This window comes from Hymenobacter sp. IS2118, from assembly GCF_000715495.1.
Taxonomy (GTDB): domain Bacteria; phylum Bacteroidota; class Bacteroidia; order Cytophagales; family Hymenobacteraceae; genus Hymenobacter.
In genome coordinates, this window is the sequence record NZ_JNLX01000170.1 from 1 (window position 1) to 26,093 (window position 26,093).

Sequence of the window (26,093 nt, forward strand, 5' to 3'; positions counted from 1 at the left end):
GGCGGCCCAGGCGGGCATCGGGCCGGGCCGAGAGCTGCCGCCGGCCGGCCTCCACCGCCTCCACCGTGGCCTGCGCCACGCCCAGCCACTGCCCCAGCTCGGCCTGGGTGAGGGCAAAGTGCCGCCGCACCAGCGCGGCCACGGTGGGCGAATGGGAGGCCGGCAAACGGTGCTGAACGGACATAGGAGTCGGGCACCTGTTTTTTTTAGACCGGTGCCCGACAAAGATGTCGGGTAGCCATCGAAAAAAAAGCAGGTACCCGACTGCGGTGCGCCCGTCGGCGAGCTAGTGGCAGGCTGGCTATGCCCCTTCGACCAAGGCGATTTCGGCGGGGGTGAGCTGGTAGAGCTGGTACACGAGCTGGTCGAGGGCGGCATCGCGCCGGGCCAGGTGCTGGCGGGCGGCGGCCTGCTGCTGCTGGTGCGCCGCGTGGTACTGGAGCCACTCGGCCTTTTCTTTCAGGCCCAGGTCGCGCTTGATGCTTTTTTGCAGGGCGGTGCTCCAGGGTTTCCACTCCTGGGTGGGGGCCAGCTTGCCGGTGAGGGGGGCGGCCAGGCCCAGCTCGGCGCGGAGCAGGGCGGCGAAATCGGCCTCGGCCGCGTGCAGGGCGCGGTGCCCGGCCAGCAGCTCGTCGGCCACATAAAACCCCAATAGCATAGCCCGAGTAGTAACTTGCGGCATATTCTATAAATAGTCAACCGATGTTAGTAAACGATTCTACCGCTTCTTTTGTAGCAGAGCCTTCGCCCGATGCACCAACCTGCCGCCTACTGTTGGGTGATGCTCGCCAAGTACTTACGCAACTTCCTGACGACACCTTCAACACCTGCGTTACCAGTCCGCCTTATTGGGGATTGCGGGACTATGGGATTGGTGGGCAAATAGGAGCTGAAATGGAGCTAGCTGATTACCTAGCCGATATCGTGCGTGTTTTTCGGGAAGTAAGGCGCGTGTTGCGCCCAGATGGAACCCTCTGGTTGAACATTGGTGATTCCTACACGAGTGGCGGACGTACTTGGCGCGACACCGACAAAAAAAATCCAGCTCGGGCAATGAGCTACCGGCCTCCTACCCCAGCCGGGCTCAAGCCAAAGGACCTAATCGGTGTGCCGTGGCGGGTAGCCTTTGCCTTGCAGGCTGACGGTTGGTACCTCCGCTCCGATATTATCTGGCACAAGCCCAACTGCCAGCCTGAATCAGTTAAGGACCGTCCTACCCAGTCGCACGAGTATCTATTTCTACTCACTAAATCAGAGAGCTATTATTACGACCATGCGGCCATCGTCGAGCCAACGCAAGATGGCCGCACTACTCGCAACCGACGCACTGTGTGGCCCATCAATACAGAGGCCTATCGAGAGGCACATTTTGCTGTATTTCCACCAGCCTTAGTAGCCCCCTGCATTAAAGCGGGCAGTTCCCCAGGGGGGCATGTACTCGACCCTTTTTTTGGTTCCGGCACCGTAGGAGAAACCAGTTTACGGTTGCGCCGCAACTGCACAGGCATTGAGTTAAATCCTGAATATGCCGCGTTGGCTGAAAAGCGCTTGCGCACTTTGCAATTACCTGCGTTAGCACTCTAGCCAGACTACGCCTCGTCTAATTCATGAATTACAAATTCCCAAGTGGCGTGGACGATGCATAATTCCCGACGAATATTTTGCACCTTCAATTTGCGCTCGGTGCCACCATCGAAGTAAAGCCGATAAGCTTGTTCTCCTGTTTCGTCCAGAACGTAGCAGTAGCCCGGCTTGGGCATTTGGCGGCTATCCTGCATCATTTTAAGTGTCCCATGCTTTGCCGCCGCTAAGAGTACAAGTGGTATTTCAAGCAACTCGTAGCGCCAAAAAGGACTTGCTGGCGTTGGGTAAGCAGTATTGCGCAAAACTAACACTCGGTCGTAACTACTTAGATGAGCTAAATACTGGTCACGCAGTTGGACTAAATCAGCGGGATTATCAGTCCAGCTGCCGCGACCCAGTTCCATAAATTTATGAATATTGATTACGCCCAATCGCAAGTTGCGGTCTGCTTGGGTTTTTAATGAAATACGCTCCGCACCGACCGTAACATCATGACCAGGGTTTCCCCGTGGTGCCATTGTCGCGTGGCGGCCACATTGCTGCCATACACGCACAGCTGTATACTCAAACTTGTCTTTGGCGAACGCATCATCAGAAAAACAGTGGTGTAAACGTAATGCATCACCAAAATCCTCCAGGAAGCAGTTATCTACCAAGTTACTAACTGGGTTTACGACAAACGTTTTTGGTTGCCGGAACTGCAAAACGATGCGCTCAACCCATATTAGCTGCCCTTCTCGAAGGTGTGGCAAATACGAGACGATGCGAGTAATACGCGCCTGCGTGGTAGGAGTAAGCATGAATCAATGAGTTGTAGGAATGGATAAACTGACGAAGCTTAAGCAGCAAAATAATACGGGGCAAAGAGGCCGCCGTTGAAGCGGTTGATGTTGGCGAGCGGGTTGCCCAGGTCGATGCTCTGAAACAGGCCGCGCACGGTGCGGTAAATCTTGTCGTCGGCGGGGTCGAACACGTTGGCCCGCACGGCATCGAGCAAGCGCCGGAAGGTGAGGCGCGGGATAATGTTCTTGTCCTCGCAGAAGCAGATGAAGATGACGCGGTCGAGCAGCTTCTGGGTGTGCTGGAGCAGGTCGAGCGGGGCCACGGCGGGGTTCTGCTCAATGAGGTGGTCGAGCAAATCGCGGCGGGCCTTGCGGTAGTCGCGGTAAAACTCCTTGCTGATGCGGGCCTCCTGCTCCTGGCGCTGGCGCAGGGCCAGGTCGAGGGGGGCATCGGGCTGGGCCGGGGCGGGCAGCAGCTGGCCCGCGCCCAGCAGGGCAAAGAAGCGGGTGAGGGCGGCGGCATCGTCGGGCAGGGTGCGGAAGTTGAAGACTTCGGCGCGGGTCTGGTCGTTGGCCGCGTACAGGCGCAGCTCCACGAAGTTGCTCACGATAACCCAGCGGCAGCTCGGCCCCATCTTGGAGGGGTAGCTGAAGGCTTGCTCCACGGGGGTTTCGGCGCGGCCCTTGGCGCCCAGCTTCTGCTTGGCGTCGAGCAGGGTGCGGGCATCCTTGAGCTCCACTACGGCGCGGGTGGGGCCGCCGAGGGCGCCCTTGCCATCGGCGGCGAAGTCGCCCAGCGCCCCGTCGGGCTTGGTGCCGTCCACGTTGGTTTTCTTTTCGAGCAGCAGCTGGCGGTAGTCGGGCCGCTCGCACTCGTACCCCAGCGCCTGCCCAAACACCAGGGTCAGGAACTCGGCCTGGAGGGCTTCCTCCTTCTGGCTGGTCACGTAGCCGGAGGCAATGCGCTGCTGCCACTGGCGCAGCTTTGCAACGCGGGCGGCAAAGTCGGGCAGGGCCTGGGCGGGGAGGTAGGTGGCCAGCGGGGCGGGCAGCGCGGCCGGGGCGGGGGCGAACAGGGGTAGCATGGGGGCGAAGGTAGGGCGCGGGCTTGGGAGGAATTCTGGTCGTTTCCCCATAATTTTCCCCAAGCCCGTGCCCGCGCCTGCGGGGCCACCCCCTACTCCGGGGCCACGCTCGTATCGGCCGGCCGGGCTTTATTGATGCTCACCATGAGCACGGCGAACACCATGCGCGGAGCCGAGGGCAGCACCGGCACCCGCTCGTAGGCCTGGCCCTGCTCGGTGGGCGCGGCGCCGTAGCGGTAGCCAAACACGTTGGCGCGGCCCAGCAGGTTCGAGCACGAGAGGTGCAGCACGGTGTAGTGCTTCTGGATGGTGGTCACGTAGCTCAGGTTCAGGCTTAGCTCCTGGTAGCTGGGCGTGCGGTAGGCCCGGAAGCCGGGGTCGTAGGACAGGCGGGAGCTGCTGTAGTTGACGGTGGCGCCCACCAGCGTGTGCAGCTTGCCGAACCAGTACTTGCCCACCACGCTCAGGTTGTGGCGCGAGGCGAAGGTGGGCGTGGCCACGGCGGGGTCGGTGCGCTGCTGGCGCCGGGTGTCGAGCAGGCCGTAGCTCACCCAGTAGTCGAGCCCCGGCAGGCTTTTGCGGTCGCGCCAGAAGAAATCGACGCCGCGGGCGTAGCCGCTGCCGGTGCTCTGGTAGGCGCCGGGGGCGTAGGGCCGGGCGGCGTCGAAGCGCAGCAGGTGGCGGTAGTCTTTGTAGTAGCCTTCCACCCGCAGCGTGCGGCTGCCGTTGAGGCGTTGGTAGGTGAGCAGGTAATGGTCGGCGCGCTCGAAGCGCAGGCCGGGGCTACGCTGCCCGGAGAGCAGCAGGTCGTTGGCCGGCGTCTGGTAAAAGTGGCCGAAGGCGGCCGATAGCTGGTTGTCGGCATCGAGCTGATAGGCCAGCGCCAGGCGCGGGGCGGCGTTCCAGCGGCCCAGCACGGCCGAGTATTCGGCGCGGCCCCCTACCCGGCCGGCCAGCTGGCTGGTGAAGGAAATGTTGGCTTCGGCAAAGCCGGCGGCGCGCTGCTCGTCGAAGGCCCGGCGGGGCAGGTCGGCTGGCTGGCCCTCGGCGAGCTGCCGGGCATCCTGCGCTACGTGCTGGCCCAGGCCCTCGACGCCCACTTTCAGATTCCAGTAAGTGCCCACCGAGTCGTTGGTGAGCACCACCCGCCCCACCAGCGACTGCTCCAGTTCCCGCACTTTGTTGATGGCCGGCGCGCTCCCCTGCACGCCCAGGTTCAGCGCCTGCTCGTCGCGGGTGGCGGCCAGGCCGGTGTTCACGCTCCAGCCGCCGCGCAGGTAGCTGCGGAAGCTGGTGTTGAGGTAGGCGTTGTTATTGCGCAGGTCCACGGGCTGGCCGTTTTCCCAGCCCACGGCCGGCGTGCGCACGCCGGTGTGCGCCCGGCTCACGGCCCCGTAGGCCTTGAACATGCCGCCGTTGGCGCCGGTGCGCTGCCGGTAGGCGGCCGAGCTGCTCATCGTTTCGTGGGCCGTGAGCAGCTGCTGGGGCACCACGCCGAAATAGGGCCGCATGTTCATATAGTCGCCGGTAACGGCCAGCGAGGCCCGCTCCCAGCGCTGCGTGCGCGACACGCCCAGCGAGCCCAGCGAGAGCAGCGTAATCCCGGTCTGGGTTTCCGGAGCCAGGTCCGTCGAGTTCAGAATCACCGCCGCCGACAACGCCTGCCCGTATTCGGCCGAGTAGCCGCCGGTGCTGAAAATAGTGCCCTTAAACAGCGTGGGGGCAAACCGGCCCCGCGCCGGCGCCCCGCCTACGTTGGCCGAGTAGGGGCTTTGCAGCGCCAGCCCATCCAGAAACTGCTTGGTTTCGCCGGCCGCCCCACCGCGTACAAACAGCTTGCCCTCCTCGCCGTTGCGGCTGGTGCCGGGCAGGGTGTTGAGGGCCCCGGCCACGTCGGCCAGGGCCCCGGCGGTGGTCAGAATATCGAGGGGCTTGAGCGCGCTACTGCGCTTTTCGTCGCTGGCCTCGAAGGCCCCGGCCGTCACCACCACGTCGCCAAGGGCGGCGCGGCTGGCTTTCAGCCGGATGTTGGGCAGCGCGAGCGGCCCCTGCCCCAGCAGCACGGGCAGCTCCTGGGGCTCGTAGCCGATGTAGGCCACCACCAGCGTGTGGGCACCGGTGAGGCGGGTATCAAACCCAAACCAGCCCAGCGAATCGGTGCTCACGCCATCGAACGAGCCCTTCAAAAACACATTCACGCCCGGCAGCGGCTGGCCGGCCCCGTCGCGCACGGTACCGGTGAGTGACTGAGTGGCGGAGTGACTGAGTGCTTTGGCGGGCGGGGCAGTTTGGGCGTGCAGGGCAGCGGGGGCGATGCTCAGCAGCAGCAGCAGCGGGAGTAGCGAGGTTTTCATAGGAGCCAGCGGACAGGTGATGGCTCAAAGGTGTCGGGCCGGCCGGCCGGCCGAAAACTGCCGCCCCCCAAGCGTCGGATGAGGCGGATGGAGCGTCGGAACGTTGGGATGGCCCTGGGCCGGGGGTGGGGTGTTGCGCCACGGCACCTCCTTCCGTATATTCGCTGCCTATCCCGACTAATCTACCTTGCCATGCGCTACCGCACCTTCCTCACCTACCTCGCCCTGCTCCCGCTGAGCGCCTGCACCAAAAGCTGCAACGAATACGACAACAACGAGGAATTTGCCCGCGCCAAGCTGCCGGCCTACACCGAAACCGGCGCCAACACCCTGGGCTGCGTGCTGGGCACGCAGACGTGGACGGTGCTGGGCAGCCACGCCATGAGAGGAGGCATCGGCCCGTCCTGGGAACCCAATGTGTTGCAGGTGTATCAGGCCAGTGCGGTGCCGCCGCTGCTTGAGGTGCGAGGCATAATGACGGGCGTGCGCAACAGTGTAGAATTCTACGACCGCGAAATCGGCCTCACGTTCCTGCTCTCCGATACGTTGGGCGGGCTGCGCCTGCTTGGAGACGATTCCGTGCGCACCCAACCCGGCCAATACGACGAGCACATGGAGGCCATCGACCTGATTCCCTATCGGGGCTACAGCAGCAGAGCCCGCCGTCCCGTGCGCCTGCTCATCCGCAAGCTCGACCGGCAGCAGCGCATCGTGAGCGGCACGTTTGAAGGCATGCTCTACAGCCAAACCGATTCGCTGGCCGTGACCGATGGCCGGTTCGATGTGAAGTACTAGCGGTTGGTGAAAACCACGGGCTTCCGGCTAGGCGCGCTGGTTCTCGCTCACGCGCGCCTGCCACTTCGCGCTATCCAGGCCTTTAATCAGCATCCACAGGCACCAGGACAATTCGCCAACCAGACAGGGTAGCAGCACGCCGGGCAGGAGCTTACCGGCCAGCACCGGGGCGAAAAGCGACGCCCAGCAGGCCACCAGGTAACACGTGCCCGCCACCTGCATCAGTACGCCTATAATCCGGGGGAAATAGCCCGACCGAACCAGCAGGTAGCCGTTCACCAGGCAGGTGAAGCCAAAAAACAGCAGCGCGACATTGAAGGAGATTTCGTGGAGTTTCAGCGCGAAGTTGGCCAGCATCGGTACCTGTTGGGGGCCAAAGGCCTGCTGGTACTGGGCACTTTCCAGGGTGGGCAGCACTAGCAGCAGAAACACCTTGCTCACGGCCTCCACCCCCAACGAAACCAGATTGAAGAACAAGGCCAGCAGCACCACACTTTTGCTCACGGGCCGCAGCAGCAGGTATTCTATCCACAGCAGCGGCACGGCACACAGCACCACCAGCACATTACCCGCCGCCCCGACCTGCCAGAGCAGCGGCGCGGCCAGAATATTGCGCGCCGTGGCGGCCGCGTCGCCTCCCACCAGCAGCTTGCTCGTGACAAACCCCTCCGCGAAAAGCCCGCACAAAATGATGACGAGGTAGAGCGCCCCGCCCAGGCGAGCGTAACCCAGGGGCGCGGTTTCAAGCGAACGAATAGCCATTGCAGGATAGCGCTTAATTGATACCAGCGCCGGTCAAATGTAGCAATCGTATTCTCCATCGCATCCCGCGCCGCCGCCGGCTGGTTACTTGCGGGAACCAGCCGGCGGCTTGTAGTCGGACCGCGCTTCAATCAACTTGCTGCCCCGAACAACGGCAATGCCTCTCCTTAACATACTTGCACGAAGCCGAAAAACCACGAACTTTGCCAGCCATAACCTTTTCTTGTCGGCCCGGCTTTACCCACGGCATCGCCCCCTTCCCGCCCGTTTCGCGTCCATAATTTTCTTCCATGGCTGATTTTCCTGCTTCCATCGATTACCAAGCCTTGTTCCAGACGCTGCCCGGCGCCTACCTGCTGCTGGCCCCCGATGGCACCATCCTTGGCAATTCCGACCAGCACGTGGCCGCCTCGATGCTGCCCCGCGAGCAGGCAGTGGGGCGCCACATTTTTGATGCCTACCCCGGCGACCCTCAAAGCCAGGCCGACCTGCTGGCCTCGCACGAGACGGTGCGGCGCACGCTACGGGCCCACGTAATGCCGCTGCTGCGCTACGACATTGCCCGGCCCGCCGCGCTGGGCGGCGGCACCGAGGAGCGTTACTGGCAGATTACCCACCACCCCCAGCTCGACGCCGACGGCCAGCTGCGCTACATTTTGCAACTCTCGGAGGACGTAACCGAAGCCACCCAGCACACCGCCGCCGTGCAGCGCGCCCTCGACGAGGCCACCGAGCGCAACCGCTTCATCCTCGAAAGCCTGCCCCTGATGGTGTGGACGACCCGCCCCGACGGCTGGGCCGAATTTTTCAACACCCGCTGGACCGATTTTACCGGCCGCTCCCTAGCCGACACCCTGGGCATAAGCTGGGTGGCCGACCTGCATCCCGACGACGTAGGCCCCACCACCGCCCGCTGGGAAGCCGCCCGCGAACAGGGCATTTCCTACCAGGCCGAGTACCGCATGCGGCGGCACGACGGCTCCTACCGCTGGCACCTGGCCACGGGCGTACCCCGCCTCGGCCCCGACGGTCAGATTCAGATGTGGGTGGGCTGCAATGCCGACATTCACGAACAGAAGCTTATGGTAGCCGAGCTGCTCGAAGCCAACGAGCAGCAGGCCCTGCTCTCGGACCAGGCCTACGAACAGTACCAACGGGCCCAGCAGCAGCGCCAAATCCTGCTGGACCTTTTTGCCGACGCCCCGGCCATGATTAGTGTGGTGCGCGGCCCCGAACACCGCTACGAGTTTGCCAACACCCGCTTCCGGGAGCTGGTGGGCCAGCAGGACCTGGTAGGCAAAACCGTGGCGGAGGTGTTTCCCGAAGTCGTGAGCCAGGGCATCATCGCGGTACTCGACGGCGTGTTTCGCACCGGTGAGCCCATGGTGGCCCAGGAGCTGCTGGTGCAGCTGGCCAGCCCCGACGGCCAGCTCCGCGACTGCTACTTCAACTTTTCCTACCAGCGCTTTGAGGAAAACGGCCAGCCGGCCGGCATCACGGCCTACGCCTACGATGTTTCGGAGCTGGTGCTCACCCGCCAGGCCCTGAAGCAGCTCGGCGGCCGGGCCACCAACACCGCCACCAACGCCGCCGACAGCGGCTTGGCTTCCTAAGCAAAGCATACCTTTGCGTCCGTTTCTATTCTGGCTTTTGTAGCGTCCGGCATGCCCCTCTCCCCTTTCGACTTTCAGCAGGCCCGCGTGAAACAGGTGCTCTTTAAGTCGCGCCTGCGCTCGGTGCTCTACGGGGTCCGCGCAACGGAGCCGGCCCTGTTTGCCTACGGCGAAAACCCGCTGGCCCAGTGGATACAGACGGTGCTGAAACCCGAATTCGGCGCCCTGGCCGCAGTGCGCGAGCTGGAAAACACCCTCCAGCAAATGCTGCGCACCGGCCAGGACTTAGCCGCCCGCTACCAGCGGGGCCAGATTGAAGAAGCCCGCACCGGCCTTGACCAAATCAACGCCTTCGCCGACCAGATTGAGCGGCAGCTGCTGACCCTGGAAAGCAGCCTGTAAAAAACCCTGGCCGCACCCTCCGCTTAGCGCGGTTTCCAGATTAATATCCAGTTTTATGAAGATAGGACTTACGCCCTCAGCCGCTGGCGCGCGTCTCCGACGCGTTGCCCACTGGCTTCGCGTCTCTGACGCGCGGGGGCAACGAGACCAGACGGAGCGAACGGCGGCTTTTGGAAACGCCAAGCCAGCAAGCCACGCGTCAGAGACGCGCGCCAGCGGCTGAGGGCGTAAGTCCTGAGATAATTAAAAACCTGACCGTTAGATTTTTAATTTCTCATTTTTCATTTTTAATTCTATTCATGGCCGCACCCTCCGCTTAGCCCTATGCTACAGGTTGAATAGCGCCGCCGCGTTGCGCGTGGTAGCCTCGGCCACTTCTTCCATGTCCTTGCCCAGCAGCGCGGCCACTCTATGCAGCACCAGTGGCAGGTAGGCGGGCTCGTTGCGCTTGCCGCGGTGCGGCACCGGCGCCAGGTATGGGCAGTCGGTTTCCAATAGCAAGTGCTTCAGGTCGAGGCCGGGCAGCACCTTATCGGCCCCGCCGTTTTTGAAGGTGGCCACGCCGCCAATGCCCAGCATAAAGCCCAGCTTCAGCACCTGCTCGGCCTCGGCGGGCGTGCCCGAAAAGCAGTGGAATACGCCCCGCAGGGTGCCGTCCTGGGCCGCCTCCACCAGGGCCACGGTTTCGGCAAAGGCTTCGCGGGTGTGCAGCACGATGGGCAGCTTGTGCTTTTTGGCCAGCGCCAACTGAATTTTCAGGGCTTCCTGCTGCTCGGCGAGCAGGGTTTTATTCCAGTGCAAATCGAGCCCGCATTCGCCCACGGCGGCAAAAGGCCGGCGGCCCAGCCAGGTTTCCACCTCGTACAAATCCTGCTCGAAGCTGCGGGTGACCGAACACGGATGCAGGCCCATCATGGCGAAGCAGGTTTCCGGCGCCTGCGCCTCCAGCTCCAGCATGGCGTCGATGCTGCTGTGGTCGATGTTGGGCATTACGATGGTCGTTACGCCGGATTCCTGGGCGCGGCGCAGGGCGTCGAGCCGGTCGGGCTTGAACTGTTCGGAGTAGAGGTGGGCGTGGGAATCGGTGATGCGCATAGTGCGGCAAAGGTCGGGTTGGAAGCGGACCGAACACGAATTTTTTCGCTTACAGACTCCGTTTTCGGCCAAAATCATCTGAAAACGTGCAATTACGTTTTATAACTGATAATTAAGTTTCAAAACTGATTCATCAGTTATACATTTACGCTATGGAAGAGTTGACCAAAACCGAGGAGCGCATCATGCAGGCGCTGTGGAAGCTAAAGAAAGCGTTTGTGAAGGATATTATCGAGCAGCTGCCCGACGACCCGAAGCCGCCCTACAACACCGTGTCGTCGGTGGTGCGCATTCTGGAGCGCAAGGCCTACGTGGGCTTCCGGGCCTACGGCAAAACCTACGAGTACTTCCCGCTCATCAGCAAAACCGAGTATCGGGCCGCCAGCCTCAAGCGCATCCTCACGCAGTATTTCGATAATTCGCCCACGGCCCTGGTTTCCTTCATGGTGGAGGAAACCCTGAGCCAGCGCGAAAAGCAGCAGCTGCTCGACCTGCTCAACGACGCTGAAACCACTTCCAAACCCGACGGCGATGGCAAGTAGCTTTTTGCGCTACCTGGCCGAGGCCAGCTTTTGCCTGGCTGTGTTTGCGCTGGCCTACCGCCTGCTGCTGGCCCGACTCACCTCCTTCACGGCCAACCGCGCTTATTTGCTGGGCGCGCTGGCGGCGAGTATGGTCATTCCGTTGCTGGCGTTGCCGGGGTTGGCTGCGTTGCTGGCCGGTTCCGGCCCGGCAGCATCCGCTACGGGGCCTCTCCCCTTCCGGCTGAGCTGGACGGCCGGGGCAATGGCCGCGCCTGCTGCTCTCACCGAAACTGGCCCGGACCTGACCGGCCTGGTCCTGCCTGGGCTGCTGGGGGTTTATCTTCTTGGCGCACTCTACAAGCTGCTGGCGGCCACTCGCAACCTGCGCGGCCTCACGCAGCTCATCAGGCGCCACCCGCGCACCGATTTGGGCGCCTTCGCCATCGTGCACCTGCCCGCGCCCGGCTTGCCCGCGTTTTCATTCGGCCGGCACGTATTTCTCTCGCCGCTGCACGAGACCCTGAGTGCCGAAGAGCACCGGCTTCTTCTGTTGCACGAGGGCGTGCACGTGCGCCAAAAGCACACGCTAGACCTGCTGCTGACGGAGGCCCTGGGCGTGCTCTTCTGGTTCAACGGCCTGCTGCCCTACTTCCGCCAGCAGCTCAAAACCGTGCACGAATACCTGGCCGATAAAGCCGTGGCGCGCGCCCAGGACGGCCCCCGGCCCTACGGCGAGCTGCTGATAAAGCTGGCAGCCCGGCAGCCCCCGTTTGCCCTGGCCCACGCTTTTTCCAACCAACAAATTTTTCTGCGAATCAAAATGCTCACCCAACCAACTTCCTCTCCGATGCAAAAGCTTCGTTTTCTGCTCGTTTTGCCCGTATTCGGCTTCGCTTGGGCCGCCACCGCCTGCACCGGCGCCCCCACTCCGGACGCTGCCGCCACGCCAGCCGCCACTGCCCCGGCCGCGCCGCCGGCCGCCACCAGCCGCATTGGCCGCATCACGTGGCAGGGCAATACCTACCTGTCAACGGCTGAATTGAATGAGGCGCTGGGCCTGAAAACCGGCGACGCCTACGACTCGGCTGCGGTAGCGCAGCGCCTGAGCTTCGCCCCCGATGGCGACGACCTCACCTCCCGCTACATGGACCACGGCTACTTGTTCTTCTCCGTAAGCCCCGAAGCCACACGCCAGCCCGACGGCACCACCGACCTGGCCTTCACCCTCAACGAGGGCCGGAAAGCCAGGCTGCGCAACATCACGATGAGCGGAACCCCGAAAACAGGCACCGCCGCCCTGCTCCGCCTGCTGCCCTTGCGCACCGGTGATGACTTCAGCCGCGCGAACCTGATGAAATCCCAAACCATTCTGGCCCAGCAGAGCACCATCAACCCGGCCAAAATCGCCATCAACCCCCAGCCGGTGATGAGCCCGAACACGCCAACCGATTTTGTCGATATTGAATTGGTAGTGGAGGAAAAATAGCGCCTCGCCCATCTGAACAGAATTAAAAATGAGGAATTAAAAATTTGACCATCATTTTTTTAATTCCTCATTTTTAATTCTTTCAAAAACTGTACACCAAGCTGGAAAACGCACCGCGCGCGTAGCAGTGGCCCTTTTGGTTTGCGCCTGCCTTACTCGTAGCGCCGCCCCTTCCAGACGATGCCGCCGCCCAGCAGCCGGTAGCCCACCAGGCCCACGGTCAGGGCGATGGTGTAGAGCTCGAACAGCGGCAGTAGGCGCCAGGCCAGCCGCAGCCCGGCCCGGCGGTGCGCAAAATGTGCCAATGCTCCCTGCACCAGCACTTTCAACCCCCAAAACCCTAGCCCCAGCCCCGGCCCGCCCGCCCACGCCACGCCCCCCAGCGCCAGCCAGAACCCGCTGAAAAACGCCAGCTCCAGGCGCAGGCGCAGCGGCAGTGCTTCCACGCCCTTTAGCCAGCGGCGGCGCTGCTTCAGCAAACCCGCCCAGGTGAGGATGGGCAAGGAATCGGCCCGAACGGCGGGCGCGAACACGTTGCGGAAGCCGTAGCCCTGCGCCAGCGTGGCCTTGAAAAGGGCAAAATCTTCGGTGACGGAAAAGGGCAGCGCCTCGTAGCCGCCGGTGGCCTCGTAGGCGGCGCGGGTCACGAGCATGTTGTTGCCCATAGCCGTCACGGGGCGGCCCAAGTCACTCACCATCTGCACCAAACTCAGCGACAGCAGCCAATCCAGCCCTTGCAGCCGATGAAACAGTCGCGGCCCGCGCACCGCCGTAATGCCCGTGACTGTGCCTACGCCCGGCGCCGCGTGCGCCAGCAGCCCGGCTATCCAGGTGGGCGGCAGGCTGATGTCGGCATCGGTGATAAAGAAATATTCCGTGGCGGCCTCTTTGGCGAGGTGGGCCAGCACGTTGGCCTTGCCCCTGGCCTGCCCCCAATTTGCAGCAATGGGCACGACCCGGAACTGCCCGGCGTAGCCTTGCATGGCGGCGGCGGCCACTGCCGCCGTGCCGTCGGCGCTGGCATCATCGCCCAGCAGCACTTCCATTAGTTCGGGGGGGTAGTGCAGGGCCCGCAGGCTGGCCAGGCAGCGCGGCAGGGCGGCGGCCTCGTCGCGGGCCGCAATGAGCACGCTCACGCGGGGCGGCGGAGCCGGCAATGGCCGAGCGGGCGGGGCCCCGCGCCGGGTGGCAAAACACCAGGCCGCGTACGCCATGCCCAGCAGCCAAACGACCAGAAAAGCTGAGCAGAGGAAAAGCACCATCCCGCTCACAGCGTGGCAAACTGAAAGCCCTGCGCCGCCAAATGCGCCAGCAGCCGGGGCAGCACGAACCGCAGCCGGGCGCTGGCCTTACGGCTGTCGTGAAACACCACGATGTCGCCCGCCCGCACGGTAGCCAGCGTCGAAACCAGGCAGTTTTCGGGGCTCAGGTCCGGGTCGTAGTCGCGGGTCAGCACCGACCACATGGCGATGCGGTACCGGGAGCGCAGGGCCCGCAGCAGCGGCCAGGTGAGCCGACCGTAGGGCGGACGAAAAAGCAGCTCGGGCGCTTCTAATCCGATAGCCGGTGCCAGCCCGAGCCCGGCTAATTCTGCCTGGCACTCGGCAATATCCTGCAAATAGCCGGCCCGCGTACTAACCCAGGCGCTGCGATGCCGCTGGGTATGGTTGCCCAGGCGGTGCCCCGCCGCCAGGGTAGCGCGAGCAATTTCGGGGTAGCGGGTTAGGTTTTCGCCCACGCAAAAGAATGTGGCGCGGGCATCGAAGGCGGCCAGCTGCTCCAGCACCCAGGGCGTTTCTTCGGGAATGGGCCCGTCGTCGAACGTGAGGTACACCACGGGAGCGCCATTGGCGGCGCGGGCGGGGCCGGTCCACTCGCAGCCGGGCAGCAGGGCGTGCAGCAGCCGCGGCGGGCGCGTGAGCAGGGCGGCGTCGAGCCGGGTGCGTAGCGGCAGCAGCATCAGGAGCGCACCACGCGCATAAACGGCACTTCCGCATCGGGCCGCGGCCCCAGCACCGAGGCCAGGGCGTCGAGAAACGCCAGGTGGGTGCCGGGCTGCCCGCCGGCCGGGCCGCGGCCCAGGTGCCGGTGCACTTCGCCGGCCCACTCCCCCACCAGCGTGGCCGAACCGGCTGCGCTGTTCAGGCCCAGCGCGGCTTCCAGGGTGAAATAGCGGGGCCGGGCTTCGGGGGCATCCGGCGTATCGTGCTCATCCTCGCCGTCCTCATACACCAGCGCCGAATAATGGGCTTCCATGGTGGACTGGGGCGGCGGCAGGTGCAGCAAGGCGGTGGCGCGGCCAGCCACCGCGTGCCAGCTCAGGCGCAGGCCCTTGGGCGCCACTTTCTCGGCAGCGGGCAGGGTTTCGGCGGCTTTCTCCCACATATAGAGCAGCAGCTCGCGGGCCAGGTAGGGGTCGCTCAGCTCGCGGCGCACGGCGGCCGGGCGGCGCCAGGCCATCTGCGGGAGCATTACGTGGGTAAAATTGTAGGGGTGCGACCGGGCCATGCCACAAAAGTAAGGCTTGCGTTCACGAGGAAGAAGAATTTCTCAATCAATACAGCGTTTGCGGCGTCAGGGCATCAGAAAAGCCTTGCTTCCTGAGTGCCAGACCGCACCAAGACGCAGGGTTGTAGGAACGCGCCTTGGCGCGTTCGGCGTCCGAAAGCGGCTTGCCGGGAAACGCCCACTCAGACGCCGAACGCGCCAAGGCGCGTTCCTACATCTGCTCCCGCATGGCAGCTTCCAGGGCTTCCCACAAAACGTCGGCGCTGCGGGCCCACGAAAAGCGGCGCAGGTTTTCGTGCCCTTGAGCGATGAGCTGCCGGCGCAAATCGGCATCGTCCCACAGCTTGGTGAGGCCGGCGGCGATGCTCGCCACGTCGTTCGGGTCCACCAGCAGGGCCCCGCCTGCGCCGGCTACTTCGGGCATGGAGCTTAGATTGGACGTGAGCACGGCCGAACCGCTGGCCTGGCCTTCCACAATCGGAATCCCAAAACCTTCGAAATACGGCACATACACCGTGGCGCGGGCCGCGGCATACAACCCCGCCAAATCGGCATCGACGACGCGGCCGGTGAAGTGAACCGCCGTTTTGTGGGCCATGCGCTGGTAGGCCGTGAGGATGGGGCCGGCTTTCCAGGCTTTGCGGCCCACAATCAGCAGCTGCGCATTGGCAGCAGCGACGCCCCCGGCAGTTTTAAACTGGTCGAAGGCCCGCAGCAGGTGGCCCAGGTTTTTGCGGGGCTGCAGGGCGCCGACAAACAAAAAGTACGGCTGCCCGTGGCTGAACCGCCGCCGAATCTCGCGCTGCCCGGCCTCGGGCTGGGGCTGAAACAGGTCGGCCGGGGCGTTGTAGGCCACGCTGATTTTGGCGGGCACCAAGCCGTACGTCTGCACGATATCCGCCTTGGTCGCCTCCGAAACGGCCACCACCCGCGCCGAAACCCTGGCAAAGCGCGGCATGAACCAGTGGTAGTACTTGCGTTGCAGCAGGCCCACATCGAGCGGAAAATGCTCGAAAGCCAGGTCGTGAATAACCGTCACGCGGGGTACGCGGGTGCGTAGGGTTGTGAAGCCGTCGGGGCTGAGGAAGGCCGCAGGCCGGTGCCGGGCCAGCCAGCGCGCCACCGCGCCCTCAAACCAGGCAATGTACAGCAACGGGTGCCGCGCCGGCGGAAACAGTACGTGCGGTACCACGTTGGGGCCCAGCACGTAGCGGGCATCGTAGGACCGGTCAAAAAGAAAATGGAACGTCACTTCCGGATGGAGGGCTACCAGCCGGCGCAGCGTTTCATAGGTAAAGCGCCCAATGCCTTCGAGCTGGTCGCCGGGCAGCAAAAACCGGGTGTTGACGGCGATATGCATATCTTTTTAATTAATAATTAAGAATTAGTAATTAAGAATTGTGGCTTCCGTTCCAAAATTCACAGTTGCTTTTGCAGTCGCTGAAGGCACTTAGGTTCTGGTAGGTTTTTGAGGTTTTCAACGCCTCAGCTGCGTTTTCAAATGCTGGGGCAGATAGGTAAAGTTTGGAACGGAAGCCCTAATCAGGAATTGTGACTAATAGTCGCCCGCTAGACCTGCCGTCATCAACACGACTGAAGGCGACATTTTTTAATTACTAATTCTTAATTATTAATTGCCTTTTCCAAGTACCAGCTGGCTGATTTCGGCCCGGCGCACCAGGCCGGTACCGAGGATGATTGCCCCAAAAATAACGCCCATGAGCCCGGCTTCCAGCCACCAGCTCAGCCCTTTGTTCAGGCCGAATTGTAGCATGTACCAGGCGCCGCACAGCAGGCCGAACGCCAGCAACAGGCGCGCCAGCAGCCGGAAGGGCACGCCAACGGCCGTGCGCCGCGCCACCAGCACCAGGTAGCCCACCGACACGGCCACGGCGCACAGCAGCGTATTAAGCGAGGCTGCCACGGCGCCGTAGCGGGGCAGCAAAAACAGATTCAGCCCGATGTTGAGGAAGATGCTGCCGGCCACCAGCCAGCTTACGGCCCGCTCGTGGGTGGTACTGGTGAGCAAGGTGCTGTAGATGGCAAAAAACCCGTGAACCAGCACGTTAACAATCAGGATTTGCAGGCAGAGCGTCATGCGAACCACTTCGGCCGGGGTGCTGCGCGTGAATTGCCAAAACAGCACCTCACCCCGAAACAGTACGAAAGCCACCACGAACAGCAGCGGCAGCGTGAGCACACGCTGCCCGAACCACAGCAGCTGACGCTGGGCCCCAGCATCGCGCGAAACGCTGGCAAACTTTGCAAAAAACAGCGGCAGCACCGTCCAGGCGTACATCATCACGGCATCGACCCAGCGGTAGGCGCCGGCGTAGTAGCCGGCCTCGGTGGGCGAAGCCAGGCGCTCCAGCATCACCATGTCGATGCGCTCGTTCACCCCGTAGAGCAAGGTCATAAGGGCAAAAGGCAGGCTGGCCCGCAGCGCCGTGCGGGCCACAGGCGCGTGCCAGCGGTACTTCACGCGGCCCAGCAGGCGCGTCATCAACCCGTAGAGCAGCACGGTGGTAAAGGCCGCCGCCGCCAGCCGGGCGCCCACGTAGCGCGGCAGCGTGAGGCCCACCGGAATGAGCACCAGGACCGCTCCCAGCAGCAAAAATTTCTCGACCACCGACAGCACGGCATCGGTGTTGAACTGCTGGCGGGCTTGCAGCGTGCCGCGCAAAAACTGCCCATACTGGGCTAGCAGCAACGCCGTACCAATGGCGCCGAGCAGCAGCAGCTCGTTGCCCCGGTAGCCCAGGAGCCAGCCCACGGCCAGCATGGCGGCCAGGGCCACGGCGTTGAGGGCACCGCGCAGGGGCAGCAGCGTGGGAAAAGTTTCGGCCATGAAACTGGGCTCGGCGGCCCCGCGCTGCACGGAGTAGGGCGTCAGGCCCAGGTCGGCGAGAGCGGCCACCACCAGGGTGAGGGCCGAAAGGGCCGTGATGAGGCCAAACGTGGCGTGCCCGAGCCGGTCCTGCACCAGGTTTTCGACCACCACCCAGCCCGGCTTCACCAGCAGGTTGAGGAGGACGACGAAGCTGATATTGCCAAAAAACCGTTTGATACCGTTGCGTAAGCTAAGTCCGGAGAGGAAAACCACCGGCTCGCGCCGGCCCCGCAAAGCTACGCACCGCGCCGGAGCAGAGGCCGCAACAGGCCGTTTTGGGGCTATCTTTGCCCGCCACGCTTCCGCTTGCTACCAACTATTTCAGCGCGGAGCCGGGGCCTTCCTTTCTAATATGTCTGCACCTTCTTTCTCGCTGGTGGGCCTGGGGCCCATTATCAACCGCTGGAAATACTTCGTGGCCGGGGCCGTGGTTCTGGCCGCCGTGGTGAGCGTGGTGGTGGCCCTGCTGCTGCCCAACGTGTACCGCTCCACCGCTGTGTTTATTCCGACCAACCCGCAAACGGCCGACCCCGACCGCCTGCTGGAAGACAACGCCCTAACGCGCGGCAAGCTGGAGCTGGCCAGCCGGGCCGAAGACCTGGACCGGGTCATCACCATTGGCGAGTCGCAGCCAGTGGCCGAACTGATTATCAAGAAGTTCGACCTGTACAAGCACTACGAGGCCGGCCCGCCCGGCGACGATGCCACCGACAATTTTGTACTGAGCGAGTTCAGCAGCAACTTTAATATCGTACGCAACGAGCGCGACGCTATTGAACTGGCTTTCAGCGATGAAGACAAGAACCTGGCCGCCGAAGTAGCGAATGCCATCGTGCAGGTCATCGACTCGGTGAACCAGCAGCTGACCCTGGACAACCGCCGCACCGTGCTCGAACTCTACAAGCAGCGCTACGACTATCTCAGCATCAGCTTCGAGCGCAGCCGCCGCGAGCTGGTGGGCGCCCGCCGCCGCTACGGCATCTACGGCCTCGAAATGCAGGGCCGCTACATGGCCAAGGAAATCATCGAAACCGAAGCGGCCCTGCGCAAGGCCGAAGGCGGCGGCGGCGACGTGGCCGGCCTGCGCCGGGCCCTGCGCGGCCTCACCCGCACCGACGGCGGCAACCTCATCAACCTGGAAAGCTACGTGCAAGGCACCGACTCGCTTAACATGTTCACCAGTCGCGTCACCGACCTGCAAAACCGCCTCATCACCGCCCGCTCGGCCTTCGAGAATGCCGAGCTGAGCATCAAGGGGCGGATTTCCAGCTTGTATCTGGTGCAAAAGGCCTACCCGGCCACCCGCAAGTTCAAGCCCGTGCGCACGCTTATCGTGCTGGGTTCGGTGCTGGCCACTTTTGCGCTGTCGGTGGTGCTCATCGCGCTGCTGGAGCTGTACCGCCACAACCGGCTTGGGGCCGCCCGCCCGGCGTGAATCCGCCCGTGACCGAGCGGCTGCACCAGCTCCGGCGCTCACTGGATGGCGCCCAACTCATTTTTGTGGGGTTTGTGCTGCTGCTGGTGGGCGGCGGGGCGGCGGCCGTGCTCCGGCAGCAGCCGGCCCTGCTGCTGCCCGGCCTGCTGGTGGTGGGCGGGGCCGTGGCGCTGGTAGAGTGGCGCTGGCTGTACTACCTGCTGTTTTTCCTGCTGCCTTTTACGGAGGAAATCAGCCTGTTTGGCGGGCTGAGCATGGACGTGCCTTCCGAGCCGCTCATGCTGGTGCTCACGGCCTGCGTGGGCTTGGCGCTGCTGCTGCGCACTGCCCGGCTGCCGGCGCGCGAGTGGCTGCACCCGCTGGTGCTCATTCTGGCCCTCATGCTACTCTGGACGGCTACGGACGCCGCATTTTCGGTCAATAAAATCAAGTCCATCAAGTACTTGCTGGCTAAAGCCTGGTACATCACGCCGTTTTTGCTGGGCACGCTACTCATCGTGCAGCGGCCGCGCGAAGCCTGGCGCTTTGCGGCCGTGTACGCCACCGGTGCCTGCCTGAGCGTGCTGTACGTGGCGGCCCGACACGCTGGCAAAGGCTTTAGCTTTGAGGCTATTAACTGGGCGATACAGCCGTTTTTTCACAACCACGTCATCTATGCTACCATGCTGGCGCTGCTCATCCCGTTTGGGTGGCTGGCCATGCGGGCGGCCCGCACGGCCGGCGTTCGGCTGGCGTGGCAAGTGGGGCTGGGGATATTGCTATTCGGCCTGCTGACTTCCTACACGCGGGCTTCAATTCTGTCACTGCCCATCGCCGGGCTGTTTTACCTGGTCATGCGCTGGCACCTCACGCGCCTGATGCTGGTGACGGTGGCCCTGGGCACGGCGCTGGGCGTGGGCTACGTGGCCAGCGGCGACAACTACATGGAATTCGCACCCAACTACGAGCGCACGGTTTTCAACGGGCAGAACTTCGAAAAGCACCTCACCGCCACCTACAAGCTCCAGGACGTGTCGGGCATGGAGCGGGTGTACCGCTGGGTGGCTGCCGCCCGCATGATAGCCGACAAGCCGCTCGTGGGCAGCGGGGCGGCCACCTTTTACCCGGAATACAAGCGCTACACCATCAAGAGCTTCCGCACCTACGTGAGCGACAACCGCGAGAAATCGACCACCCACAACTACTTTCTGCTGCAGCTGGCCGAGCAGGGCATTCCCGGTTTTTTACTATTCGTGTTGCTGGTGGCCACCGCCCTGCTGCGCGCCGAAACCCTCTACCACCGCGCCCGGCAGCGGCCCGAGGTGCAGCGCGTAGTACTGGCCGCCGTGCTCGCTTTTGTCATCATCGTCTTCCACCTCACCCTCAATGAGCTGGTGGAAGTGGACAAGGTGGGCCCGGTATTCTTCATCTGCCTGGCGCTGCTGATACGCGCCGAAACCTGGCTGGCTGCGGGGCCGGAAAACGAGCCGGCTAGCGCGCTGCCGCCGAATACGCAGCCGCCACGTTAGCAATCTGGGCCAGGTGGCGCTCGACGTGCTTGCCCAGGAAATACACAAAGTCGTACACATCCAGCTTGCCGAGGTCGTGTACCGACATGGTGGTTTTGTACAGCACGCCTTCGCCGTTGGGCAGGCGGTTCAGCACCGCCTGGCACTGCAGCAGCTGCTGCCGTAACGTGGCCGCCACTTCGGGGCCCGTTTTCAGCCCTTGCGGGGCCATGTGGTCGGGCCGCATCCAGGTGAAAGCGCCGGGCTGATTAATCTCGTCAAGGCGGGCGCGCACCGATTGCCGGGCGGCCAGCTCCGTGGCCAGGTCCAGACCATGCGCATTTTTGAGGGCCTTCGTGGCGCCTTTCTCAATGAGAATAAGCAGGTAATGGTTGGTAAGGGCGACGTGCTCCAGATTCTCGGCAATGGTCCAGCCGCCGTGGCCCGGCCGGTAGTGGCGCAGGTCCTCGGCCGCGTCAAACCAACTGGCTAGCGCACTGAAATCCGTTTCCAGCTGCTGGTTGATTTCTGCAATCAGAATTGTTGGAAGCACGGGGATTCTACTTAAACCGGCAGGTCAGAATCGTGACATCATCGGCGTACTGCGAATCCCCGTTGCTAAATTCGTCGATGGTGGCGAGCAGCTGCTGGTGCAGCCGGACGAGCGGCAGGTAGCGGTTGCGCCGCAGCACGCCCAGCACGCCTTCTTCGCCAAACTCGTTGCCCTCGGCATCAAAAACCTCCGTCAGGCCGTCGGTGTAGAGCAGCAGCAGCGACCGCGGCGGTATTGCAATCTCGCCCACCCGCAGCAACGGCAGCTCTTCCATAATGCCCAGCATCACGGTACCCTCCTTCAGGGGTTTCACCGTTCCGTCGTCGGCAATCAGCAGCGGGTCGTTGTGGCCGGCGTTCACGTAGCGCAGGCAGCGGGTGCGGCGGTCGTAAATCCCCAAAAAGGCGGTGATAAATTTTTCGCCCCCGGAATTGCGAAACAGCAGGTGGTTGAGCTCCGGCACGATGGTGGCCAGCTCCACGCCCTGGCGCAGCAGCGTCCGCAGGCCGGCCTGGAAATTCGACATCAGCAGGGAGGCCGGCACGCCTTTGCCGCTCACGTCGGCCACGCACAGCAGCAGGCGGTCGGCGTCCACCTCAATCACGTCGTAATAGTCGCCGCCGATTTCGGTGTGCGGCACATAGCTGCGCTCGATGCACAAGTGACTGTCGTTGGGCAGGGTGCGCGGAAACAACATGGCCTGCACTTCCTGCGCAATCTCAATTTCCTTGCGCACGGCCGCATCGGCCACGCGCTGGGCCTGCAAGTGGCGGTTTTCCACGGCCCCAATCAGGGTATTGGCCAGTGATGCCAGGAACGGAATGAGCTGCTGGCGGTCGAAATCGGAACGCAGGCCACCCACGAAGACATAGGCCGCGACCTGTTTCTGGCGCAGAATGGGAATGACGAGTTCGTACTTGTCCCACTTGGGGCCCAGGCGCAGGTCTTCCACAGCTTGGGGCTGGATGACGCCGCCGGCAATGAGGTGGGGCGAAAGCGTGAGCTTTTCGGCTTCGGCCAAGTCGCAACCCAGCGAAACGCGCACCCGGAAATCGTTGTCTTCGCGCGCGAAAAGCAGGAGCTGCACCACATTGCGCTGCCCTTGCAGGGTGAGGCGCAGCATGTGGTAAAGCTCATCCACGGTGTGGTCGCGGGCCGTCATGTCGTGGGCCACGCCCAGCACGGTATCCAGCTCGAACTGCTTGAGCAAGAGCTGCCGCCGCAGCTGCTTCACTTGCTCATTGTGGGCCGCCTGCAGCTCCGAAGAGTCGGCCAAAGGCGCAGCCGAAGAAAGAGGAACAGCAGCAGACATAGGAGCAAGGTAAGCAACCCGTGCGAAACCCGCACGCACTGAGACAAATTTAGCCGGCTACCGGCGTTTTAGGGTCGTAGGCGTCGCGCAGGCCGTTACCGAGGAGGTTAAAGCTGAGCACCAGCAGCGAAATAGCAGCGCCCGGCAGCAGCGTGAGCCACAGGCCGGCTTCAGTGCCGAGCAGGTCGTAGCCCTCCTTCACCATGAGGCCCCAACTGGGCGCGGGCGGCTGCACGCCCAGACCCAGAAAACTCAGGCCGGCTTCCAGCAAAATGGCCGCCGCAAAGTTACTGGTGGCCAGCACAATGAGCGGCCCGCGCATGTTGGGCAGCAGGTGCCGGGCAATGAGGCGAGCGGTGGGCAGGCCCAGCACCCGCCCGGCTTCCACGAACGTGGCCGAGCGCAAGCTCAGCATCTGCCCGCGCACCACGCGAGCCACGTCTACCCACATGGTGAGGCCCACGGCTACGAAGCTGACCCACACGCCCTTGCTATCCAGCGCCAGCGAAATGGCAATCACCAGCATAATACCCGGAATGCTCCACACCACCGTCATCACACCCAGCAGCAGCGAATCGACCCAGCCGCCGAAATAGCCCGCCACCGCGCCCACGGCCATGCCCAACACTACCGAAATAAGCACCGCCACGAAGCCAATGCCCAGGGAAATGCGGGTGCCCAGCAGCAGCCGGCTCAGGGTGTCACGGCCGGCTTTGTCGGTGCCCAGCCAGTAGGTGCGGGTGGTGAGATGGTTTTGCACTACCTGCTCCTGAAGCTCGGCGCGGGGGCCGGCGCGGCCCATTACGGCGGCCAGGGCCAGGCGCCGCGACCGGCCAGCCTCGGCCGAATGCTGACCAAAAGGCTTGAGGATGATGGAATCACCGGCAAATTCGTAGCCACCAATGGGCGTTTCCCGCGCGTCGGGCTCCCGGCCGTGCAGCCAGGTGGCGAAAATGTTATCGGCGGCCTCGGGGTCGCGGGCCAGGGCAGACAAGGGCTGGCGCAGCAGCTGCACGCGCAGACCCGGCGACTCCTTCTGAATCTGGACGAAGCCGTGGTTGGCGTTGGGCGAATTATCGGGCAGCACCCAGTAGCCAAGCAGCGCCACCAGCGTGCAGAGGGCAATAAAGGCCAGCCCGGCCACGGCGGGCCGGTTCTGCCACAGGCGCTGGCGCACGTAGTAGCCCGGCGACCGGGCCACGGCCTGGGCGGTTGCCGCTACTGCCGAAACTGCCGTGGTCATGCTCAGCGGGTGTTGTGCTGCAACAGGCCGTCCTTGGAGGCCAGGTAGGAGGCATCGCGGGCAATGGCGCCAAAGGAGGTGGTTTCGTAGGCCAGCTCGGTATCGGGGTCGGGCCAGAAGCTGCGGATGAGGCCCTGCTCCAGCAGGTTACGCAGCTGCTCTTCCAGCGCGGTCGCGGACAAGCCGGTCTTTTCCAGCAGCGTGCGGAAGGTGGTGACGAAGTACAGCTCGTCGAGCAGGTCGAATTCGGGGTCGGTCACGGGGAATTGGGGCAAAAAAGGTCGTTGGACAAATGTAAGCCGGGCGGCGGGCTTGGCTGTTGCTGGTTTACCTTTAGCAGCGTTCTGGGCGCCGCTATTCGTTATTTATATTTTTTATTCGTGTGAACAAGCGCAAGGTTTTGCCCCTCGTCTTTCTGGTCGTTTCGCTACTGGCGGCGCTTCTGGTGCTTGGGCAGGCGGTGGGCAATCGCCCGGCGTTCATCAGCTACCGCGCCGATTTGCGCCGCACCAGCCTGAAACTGTACTGGAAAGACGACCGCAACCGCCGCTTTGGCAGCTTGGGAAACCTCAGAAACTGGCTGACGGGGCGGGGCGAAACGCTGGTTTTCGCCATGAATGCCGGCATGTTCAATCCTGTCTACGCCCCCCAGGGGCTGTTTATTGAAGCCCAAAAAACGGTGGCGCCGCTGGATACGGCGGCGGGCACGGGCAATTTCTACCTGCGGCCCAACGGCGTTTTCTACCTGACTACCGACAACACCGCCCACATCTGCCGCACCCCGGATTTCAGAAGTAGCAAAAACGTGACTTACGCCACTCAGTCGGGCCCGCTGCTGGTGATTGACGGCCGCATCCACCCTGCCTTCCGGCCGGGCTCGGCCAACCGGCAAATTCGCAATGGCGTGGGCCTGCTGCCCGATGGCCGGGTGCTGCTGGCAATGTCCAGAAGGAAAATATCTTTTTACGACTTCGCCGACTACTTCAGAAAAACCGGCTGCCGGCAAGCGTTGTACCTCGACGGTTTCGTATCGCGCACTTACGCGCCGGCAAGCGGCCACTCCCAGAACGATGGTGATTTTGGGGTGATAATTGGTGTTACAACCCCAAGATAATAACTTCCCCGAAGCATCCGTTTTGTTGCGAAATTGCGCGGGCCGGGCCATATTCAGGGCCACTGGCCGCTGCTTTTTCCCGGCTTGCAGTGGGTATGCATCGCCCCGATACCAAGCCCGACAATTGCGGCAACAAACACCCAAAAAACCCTTTCCATGACGCTCCGAAAATACCTGCCAACGCTGATTTTCCTGCTCATAACGACTCATTGCTTCGCAACGGCAGCTTCGGATACGACAATCATAAAGTCGCATCTCACAGCCATCACGAAGACCCTTCAATTTCGCAACTACAAGAGGGTGCAATTCAAATTGTCGCTAGGCCTCTCTTGCGGGATTGAAGGGTTCAATTTGCTGTCGCACCAGTTGCCATCGGTTACTCATGGCGCAGACGCGCAGGGTCAAGACGCGTTGGGCGCCGTTTTTGCCCCAGCGTTGGCCCGCCCGCTTCATGCGGCGTTGCATCACCGTGCGGTGGGCGGCCTCAATGGCACCCGAGCCAATCAACAAGCCGCGTTTGCGGTAGGCTTTGTAATCCATCCGGTCGCGGTTGGCTTCGAGGTAAGCACAGACCGATTCGCACAGGGCCGGGGCGATGGCGAGCTGCTTTAGATGGGCTAAGACATGGTCTAATTTACTGTCCAGCAGTAGCTTGCGTTGTTCTTTAAACCAGCCGGAAGCCGCTTTTCCGCTCCCCCAACACGCCTTGCCGGCCTGGCCAATGTGTTCCATGGCATGGTAGAAGTCCAAAATCAGCGTGGCCCGGGGACAGGTTTTTTCGATGAACTGGCGCAGCCAAATGGCCCCGTCGCTGATAAAAACCAGGTCGCGCCCCTGGTCTTTGTAGGGGGCGAGTTGCGCCGCAAATTTGTCCCCAAACGCGGCTGCCGTCCCCAGATGGCCCACAAAAATCGACGCGGCAATGTGCCCGCCGCGCTCCTCGACCACGCTCGTTTGCAAGGCCGTCGCGGCAAAAATGCGGCCCAACTTGGCTTCCTTGTACCCCTCGTCGGTGAGCAGCATCGCCCCGTCGGCCTGCGCATAGACGATGCCCGCTGGGGCGGCTTCA

At 63.1% G+C, this 26,093-nt stretch carries 25 protein-coding genes and 1 pseudogene; 9 read left to right on the forward strand and 17 right to left on the reverse strand.

Going from position 1 to position 26,093, the window contains the following annotated elements; all coding sequences use genetic code 11:
- Positions 1–184 (reverse strand): hypothetical protein (locus GM79_RS25075; RefSeq protein ID WP_200875625.1); only part of this gene is annotated, 184 nt, incomplete at its 3' end.
- Between the two features lie 117 nt (positions 185–301).
- Entirely contained in the window at positions 302–658 is a 357-nt protein-coding gene (locus GM79_RS17820; RefSeq protein ID WP_035566665.1) for a hypothetical protein, read from the reverse strand.
- A gap of 44 nt (positions 659–702) precedes the next feature.
- Here GM79_RS17820 and GM79_RS23885 point away from each other — a divergent pair, with 44 nt between their 5' ends.
- The gene (locus tag GM79_RS23885) at positions 703–1,584 is read left to right on the forward strand and encodes a DNA-methyltransferase (RefSeq protein ID WP_035566668.1); all 882 of its coding nucleotides are present in this window, start codon (positions 703–705) and stop codon (positions 1,582–1,584) included.
- Between the two features lie 5 nt (positions 1,585–1,589).
- Here the strand turns inward: GM79_RS23885 and GM79_RS17830 are convergent, their stop codons facing one another.
- The 3 genes from GM79_RS17830 to GM79_RS17840 all read right to left on the reverse strand — a co-directional run bounded on the left by GM79_RS17830 (position 1,590) and on the right by GM79_RS17840 (position 5,805).
- Positions 1,590–2,384, reverse strand: a complete 795-nt coding sequence (locus tag GM79_RS17830; protein ID WP_035566671.1) for a hypothetical protein — start codon at positions 2,382–2,384, stop codon at positions 1,590–1,592.
- A gap of 38 nt (positions 2,385–2,422) precedes the next feature.
- Positions 2,423–3,451, reverse strand: coding sequence for a type IIL restriction-modification enzyme MmeI (locus GM79_RS17835; RefSeq protein WP_035566673.1), 1,029 nt, complete (start codon positions 3,449–3,451; stop codon positions 2,423–2,425).
- A gap of 92 nt (positions 3,452–3,543) precedes the next feature.
- Positions 3,544–5,805, reverse strand: coding sequence for a TonB-dependent receptor (locus GM79_RS17840; protein WP_035566676.1), 2,262 nt, complete (start codon positions 5,803–5,805; stop codon positions 3,544–3,546).
- A 192-nt stretch (positions 5,806–5,997) separates the two neighbouring features.
- Between GM79_RS17840 and GM79_RS17845 the strand changes: the two genes are divergently transcribed.
- A complete protein-coding gene (locus GM79_RS17845; protein WP_035566680.1) occupies positions 5,998–6,600 on the forward strand; it encodes a hypothetical protein in 603 nt (200 codons plus the stop codon).
- Between the two features lie 27 nt (positions 6,601–6,627).
- On the opposite strand, the gene GM79_RS23890 is transcribed toward GM79_RS17845, so the two are convergent.
- Positions 6,628–7,362: a DUF4386 domain-containing protein gene (locus tag GM79_RS23890; protein WP_035566682.1), complete on the reverse strand. Its 735-nt coding sequence runs from the start codon at positions 7,360–7,362 to the stop codon at positions 6,628–6,630.
- A gap of 290 nt (positions 7,363–7,652) precedes the next feature.
- Between GM79_RS23890 and GM79_RS17855 the strand changes: the two genes are divergently transcribed.
- Positions 7,653–8,975 (forward strand): PAS domain-containing protein, encoded by a 1,323-nt coding sequence (locus GM79_RS17855; protein ID WP_035566685.1) that lies wholly within the window; start codon positions 7,653–7,655, stop codon positions 8,973–8,975.
- Positions 8,976–9,026: 51 nt separating this feature from the next.
- Entirely contained in the window at positions 9,027–9,377 is a 351-nt protein-coding gene (locus GM79_RS17860; protein WP_035566688.1) for a hypothetical protein, read from the forward strand.
- 327 nt (positions 9,378–9,704) lie between these two features.
- Here GM79_RS17860 and GM79_RS17865 read toward each other — a convergent pair whose 3' ends face one another.
- The gene (locus tag GM79_RS17865) at positions 9,705–10,472 is read right to left on the reverse strand and encodes a TatD family hydrolase (RefSeq protein ID WP_035566690.1); all 768 of its coding nucleotides are present in this window, start codon (positions 10,470–10,472) and stop codon (positions 9,705–9,707) included.
- A gap of 152 nt (positions 10,473–10,624) precedes the next feature.
- Here GM79_RS17865 and GM79_RS17870 point away from each other — a divergent pair, with 152 nt between their 5' ends.
- Positions 10,625–11,014, forward strand: a complete 390-nt coding sequence (locus GM79_RS17870) for a BlaI/MecI/CopY family transcriptional regulator (protein ID WP_035566692.1) — start codon at positions 10,625–10,627, stop codon at positions 11,012–11,014.
- The gene (locus GM79_RS17875) at positions 11,004–12,482 is read left to right on the forward strand and encodes a POTRA domain-containing protein (RefSeq protein WP_035566694.1); all 1,479 of its coding nucleotides are present in this window, start codon (positions 11,004–11,006) and stop codon (positions 12,480–12,482) included. The genes GM79_RS17870 and GM79_RS17875 overlap by 11 nt, the downstream gene beginning before the upstream one ends.
- A gap of 152 nt (positions 12,483–12,634) precedes the next feature.
- Here GM79_RS17875 and GM79_RS17880 read toward each other — a convergent pair whose 3' ends face one another.
- From GM79_RS17880 to GM79_RS17900, 5 genes are all read right to left on the reverse strand, one after another.
- The gene (locus GM79_RS17880) at positions 12,635–13,744 is read right to left on the reverse strand and encodes a glycosyltransferase (protein ID WP_051719033.1); all 1,110 of its coding nucleotides are present in this window, start codon (positions 13,742–13,744) and stop codon (positions 12,635–12,637) included.
- A gap of 5 nt (positions 13,745–13,749) precedes the next feature.
- A complete protein-coding gene (locus GM79_RS17885) occupies positions 13,750–14,442 on the reverse strand; it encodes a polysaccharide deacetylase family protein (RefSeq protein WP_051719034.1) in 693 nt (230 codons plus the stop codon).
- On the reverse strand, positions 14,442–14,990 hold the full coding sequence (locus GM79_RS17890) for a hypothetical protein (protein WP_035566696.1): 549 nt from the start codon (positions 14,988–14,990) through the stop codon (positions 14,442–14,444). The genes GM79_RS17885 and GM79_RS17890 overlap by 1 nt, the downstream gene beginning before the upstream one ends.
- Positions 14,991–15,201: 211 nt before the next feature.
- Positions 15,202–16,350, reverse strand: a complete 1,149-nt coding sequence (locus GM79_RS17895) for a glycosyltransferase family 4 protein (RefSeq protein WP_035566699.1) — start codon at positions 16,348–16,350, stop codon at positions 15,202–15,204.
- A 270-nt stretch (positions 16,351–16,620) separates the two neighbouring features.
- Positions 16,621–18,093: a polysaccharide biosynthesis C-terminal domain-containing protein gene (locus GM79_RS17900; protein ID WP_161787213.1), complete on the reverse strand. Its 1,473-nt coding sequence runs from the start codon at positions 18,091–18,093 to the stop codon at positions 16,621–16,623.
- A 139-nt stretch (positions 18,094–18,232) separates the two neighbouring features.
- On the opposite strand from GM79_RS17900, the gene GM79_RS17905 reads away from it, so the two are divergent.
- Together GM79_RS17905 and GM79_RS17910 are read left to right on the forward strand one after the other, a co-directional pair.
- The gene (locus GM79_RS17905; protein ID WP_035566703.1) at positions 18,233–19,315 is read left to right on the forward strand and encodes a hypothetical protein; all 1,083 of its coding nucleotides are present in this window, start codon (positions 18,233–18,235) and stop codon (positions 19,313–19,315) included.
- Positions 19,312–20,823 (forward strand): O-antigen ligase family protein, encoded by a 1,512-nt coding sequence (locus tag GM79_RS17910; protein ID WP_035566704.1) that lies wholly within the window; start codon positions 19,312–19,314, stop codon positions 20,821–20,823. The genes GM79_RS17905 and GM79_RS17910 overlap by 4 nt, the downstream gene beginning before the upstream one ends.
- Here GM79_RS17910 and GM79_RS17915 read toward each other — a convergent pair.
- Genes GM79_RS17915 through GM79_RS17930 form a run of 4 tightly spaced genes read right to left on the reverse strand, consistent with a single transcriptional unit; the run spans position 20,786 to position 24,170 of the window.
- Entirely contained in the window at positions 20,786–21,355 is a 570-nt protein-coding gene (locus GM79_RS17915) for a DinB family protein (protein WP_035566708.1), read from the reverse strand. The genes GM79_RS17910 and GM79_RS17915 overlap by 38 nt on opposite strands.
- A gap of 7 nt (positions 21,356–21,362) precedes the next feature.
- Positions 21,363–22,667: a PP2C family protein-serine/threonine phosphatase gene (locus GM79_RS17920; protein WP_081867859.1), complete on the reverse strand. Its 1,305-nt coding sequence runs from the start codon at positions 22,665–22,667 to the stop codon at positions 21,363–21,365.
- A 49-nt stretch (positions 22,668–22,716) separates the two neighbouring features.
- The gene (locus GM79_RS17925) at positions 22,717–23,910 is read right to left on the reverse strand and encodes an ABC transporter permease (RefSeq protein ID WP_051719035.1); all 1,194 of its coding nucleotides are present in this window, start codon (positions 23,908–23,910) and stop codon (positions 22,717–22,719) included.
- 2 nt (positions 23,911–23,912) lie between these two features.
- Positions 23,913–24,170, reverse strand: coding sequence for a hypothetical protein (locus tag GM79_RS17930; protein WP_035566710.1), 258 nt, complete (start codon positions 24,168–24,170; stop codon positions 23,913–23,915).
- A 122-nt stretch (positions 24,171–24,292) separates the two neighbouring features.
- Here GM79_RS17930 and GM79_RS17935 point away from each other — a divergent pair, with 122 nt between their 5' ends.
- Positions 24,293–25,024 (forward strand): phosphodiester glycosidase family protein, encoded by a 732-nt coding sequence (locus tag GM79_RS17935; protein ID WP_035566712.1) that lies wholly within the window; start codon positions 24,293–24,295, stop codon positions 25,022–25,024.
- 318 nt (positions 25,025–25,342) lie between these two features.
- On the opposite strand, the pseudogene GM79_RS25595 reads toward GM79_RS17935, so the two are convergent.
- A pseudogene (locus GM79_RS25595) lies at positions 25,343–26,093 on the reverse strand (ISLre2 family transposase); the annotation flags it as partial.

What these genes read in the sequence shown, in the direction of transcription:
- GM79_RS17820 (WP_035566665.1), bottom strand. Translation starts at nt 658, where the DNA reads ATGCTATTGGGGTTTTATGTGGCCGACGAGCTGCTGGCCGGGCACCGC.
- GM79_RS23885 (WP_035566668.1), top strand. Translation starts at nt 703, where the DNA reads ATGTTAGTAAACGATTCTACCGCTTCTTTTGTAGCAGAGCCTTCGCCC.
- GM79_RS17830 (WP_035566671.1), bottom strand. Translation starts at nt 2,384, where the DNA reads ATGCTTACTCCTACCACGCAGGCGCGTATTACTCGCATCGTCTCGTAT.
- GM79_RS17835 (WP_035566673.1), bottom strand. Translation starts at nt 3,451, where the DNA reads ATGCTACCCCTGTTCGCCCCCGCCCCGGCCGCGCTGCCCGCCCCGCTG.
- GM79_RS17840 (WP_035566676.1), bottom strand. Translation starts at nt 5,805, where the DNA reads ATGAAAACCTCGCTACTCCCGCTGCTGCTGCTGCTGAGCATCGCCCCC.
- GM79_RS17845 (WP_035566680.1), top strand. Translation starts at nt 5,998, where the DNA reads ATGCGCTACCGCACCTTCCTCACCTACCTCGCCCTGCTCCCGCTGAGC.
- GM79_RS23890 (WP_035566682.1), bottom strand. Translation starts at nt 7,362, where the DNA reads ATGGCTATTCGTTCGCTTGAAACCGCGCCCCTGGGTTACGCTCGCCTG.
- GM79_RS17855 (WP_035566685.1), top strand. Translation starts at nt 7,653, where the DNA reads ATGGCTGATTTTCCTGCTTCCATCGATTACCAAGCCTTGTTCCAGACG.
- GM79_RS17860 (WP_035566688.1), top strand. Translation starts at nt 9,027, where the DNA reads ATGCCCCTCTCCCCTTTCGACTTTCAGCAGGCCCGCGTGAAACAGGTG.
- GM79_RS17865 (WP_035566690.1), bottom strand. Translation starts at nt 10,472, where the DNA reads ATGCGCATCACCGATTCCCACGCCCACCTCTACTCCGAACAGTTCAAG.
- GM79_RS17870 (WP_035566692.1), top strand. Translation starts at nt 10,625, where the DNA reads ATGGAAGAGTTGACCAAAACCGAGGAGCGCATCATGCAGGCGCTGTGG.
- GM79_RS17875 (WP_035566694.1), top strand. Translation starts at nt 11,004, where the DNA reads ATGGCAAGTAGCTTTTTGCGCTACCTGGCCGAGGCCAGCTTTTGCCTG.
- GM79_RS17880 (WP_051719033.1), bottom strand. Translation starts at nt 13,744, where the DNA reads ATGGTGCTTTTCCTCTGCTCAGCTTTTCTGGTCGTTTGGCTGCTGGGC.
- GM79_RS17885 (WP_051719034.1), bottom strand. Translation starts at nt 14,442, where the DNA reads ATGCTGCTGCCGCTACGCACCCGGCTCGACGCCGCCCTGCTCACGCGC.
- GM79_RS17890 (WP_035566696.1), bottom strand. Translation starts at nt 14,990, where the DNA reads ATGGCCCGGTCGCACCCCTACAATTTTACCCACGTAATGCTCCCGCAG.
- GM79_RS17895 (WP_035566699.1), bottom strand. Translation starts at nt 16,350, where the DNA reads ATGCATATCGCCGTCAACACCCGGTTTTTGCTGCCCGGCGACCAGCTC.
- GM79_RS17905 (WP_035566703.1), top strand. Translation starts at nt 18,233, where the DNA reads ATGTCTGCACCTTCTTTCTCGCTGGTGGGCCTGGGGCCCATTATCAAC.
- GM79_RS17920 (WP_081867859.1), bottom strand. Translation starts at nt 22,667, where the DNA reads ATGTCTGCTGCTGTTCCTCTTTCTTCGGCTGCGCCTTTGGCCGACTCT.
- GM79_RS17925 (WP_051719035.1), bottom strand. Translation starts at nt 23,910, where the DNA reads ATGACCACGGCAGTTTCGGCAGTAGCGGCAACCGCCCAGGCCGTGGCC.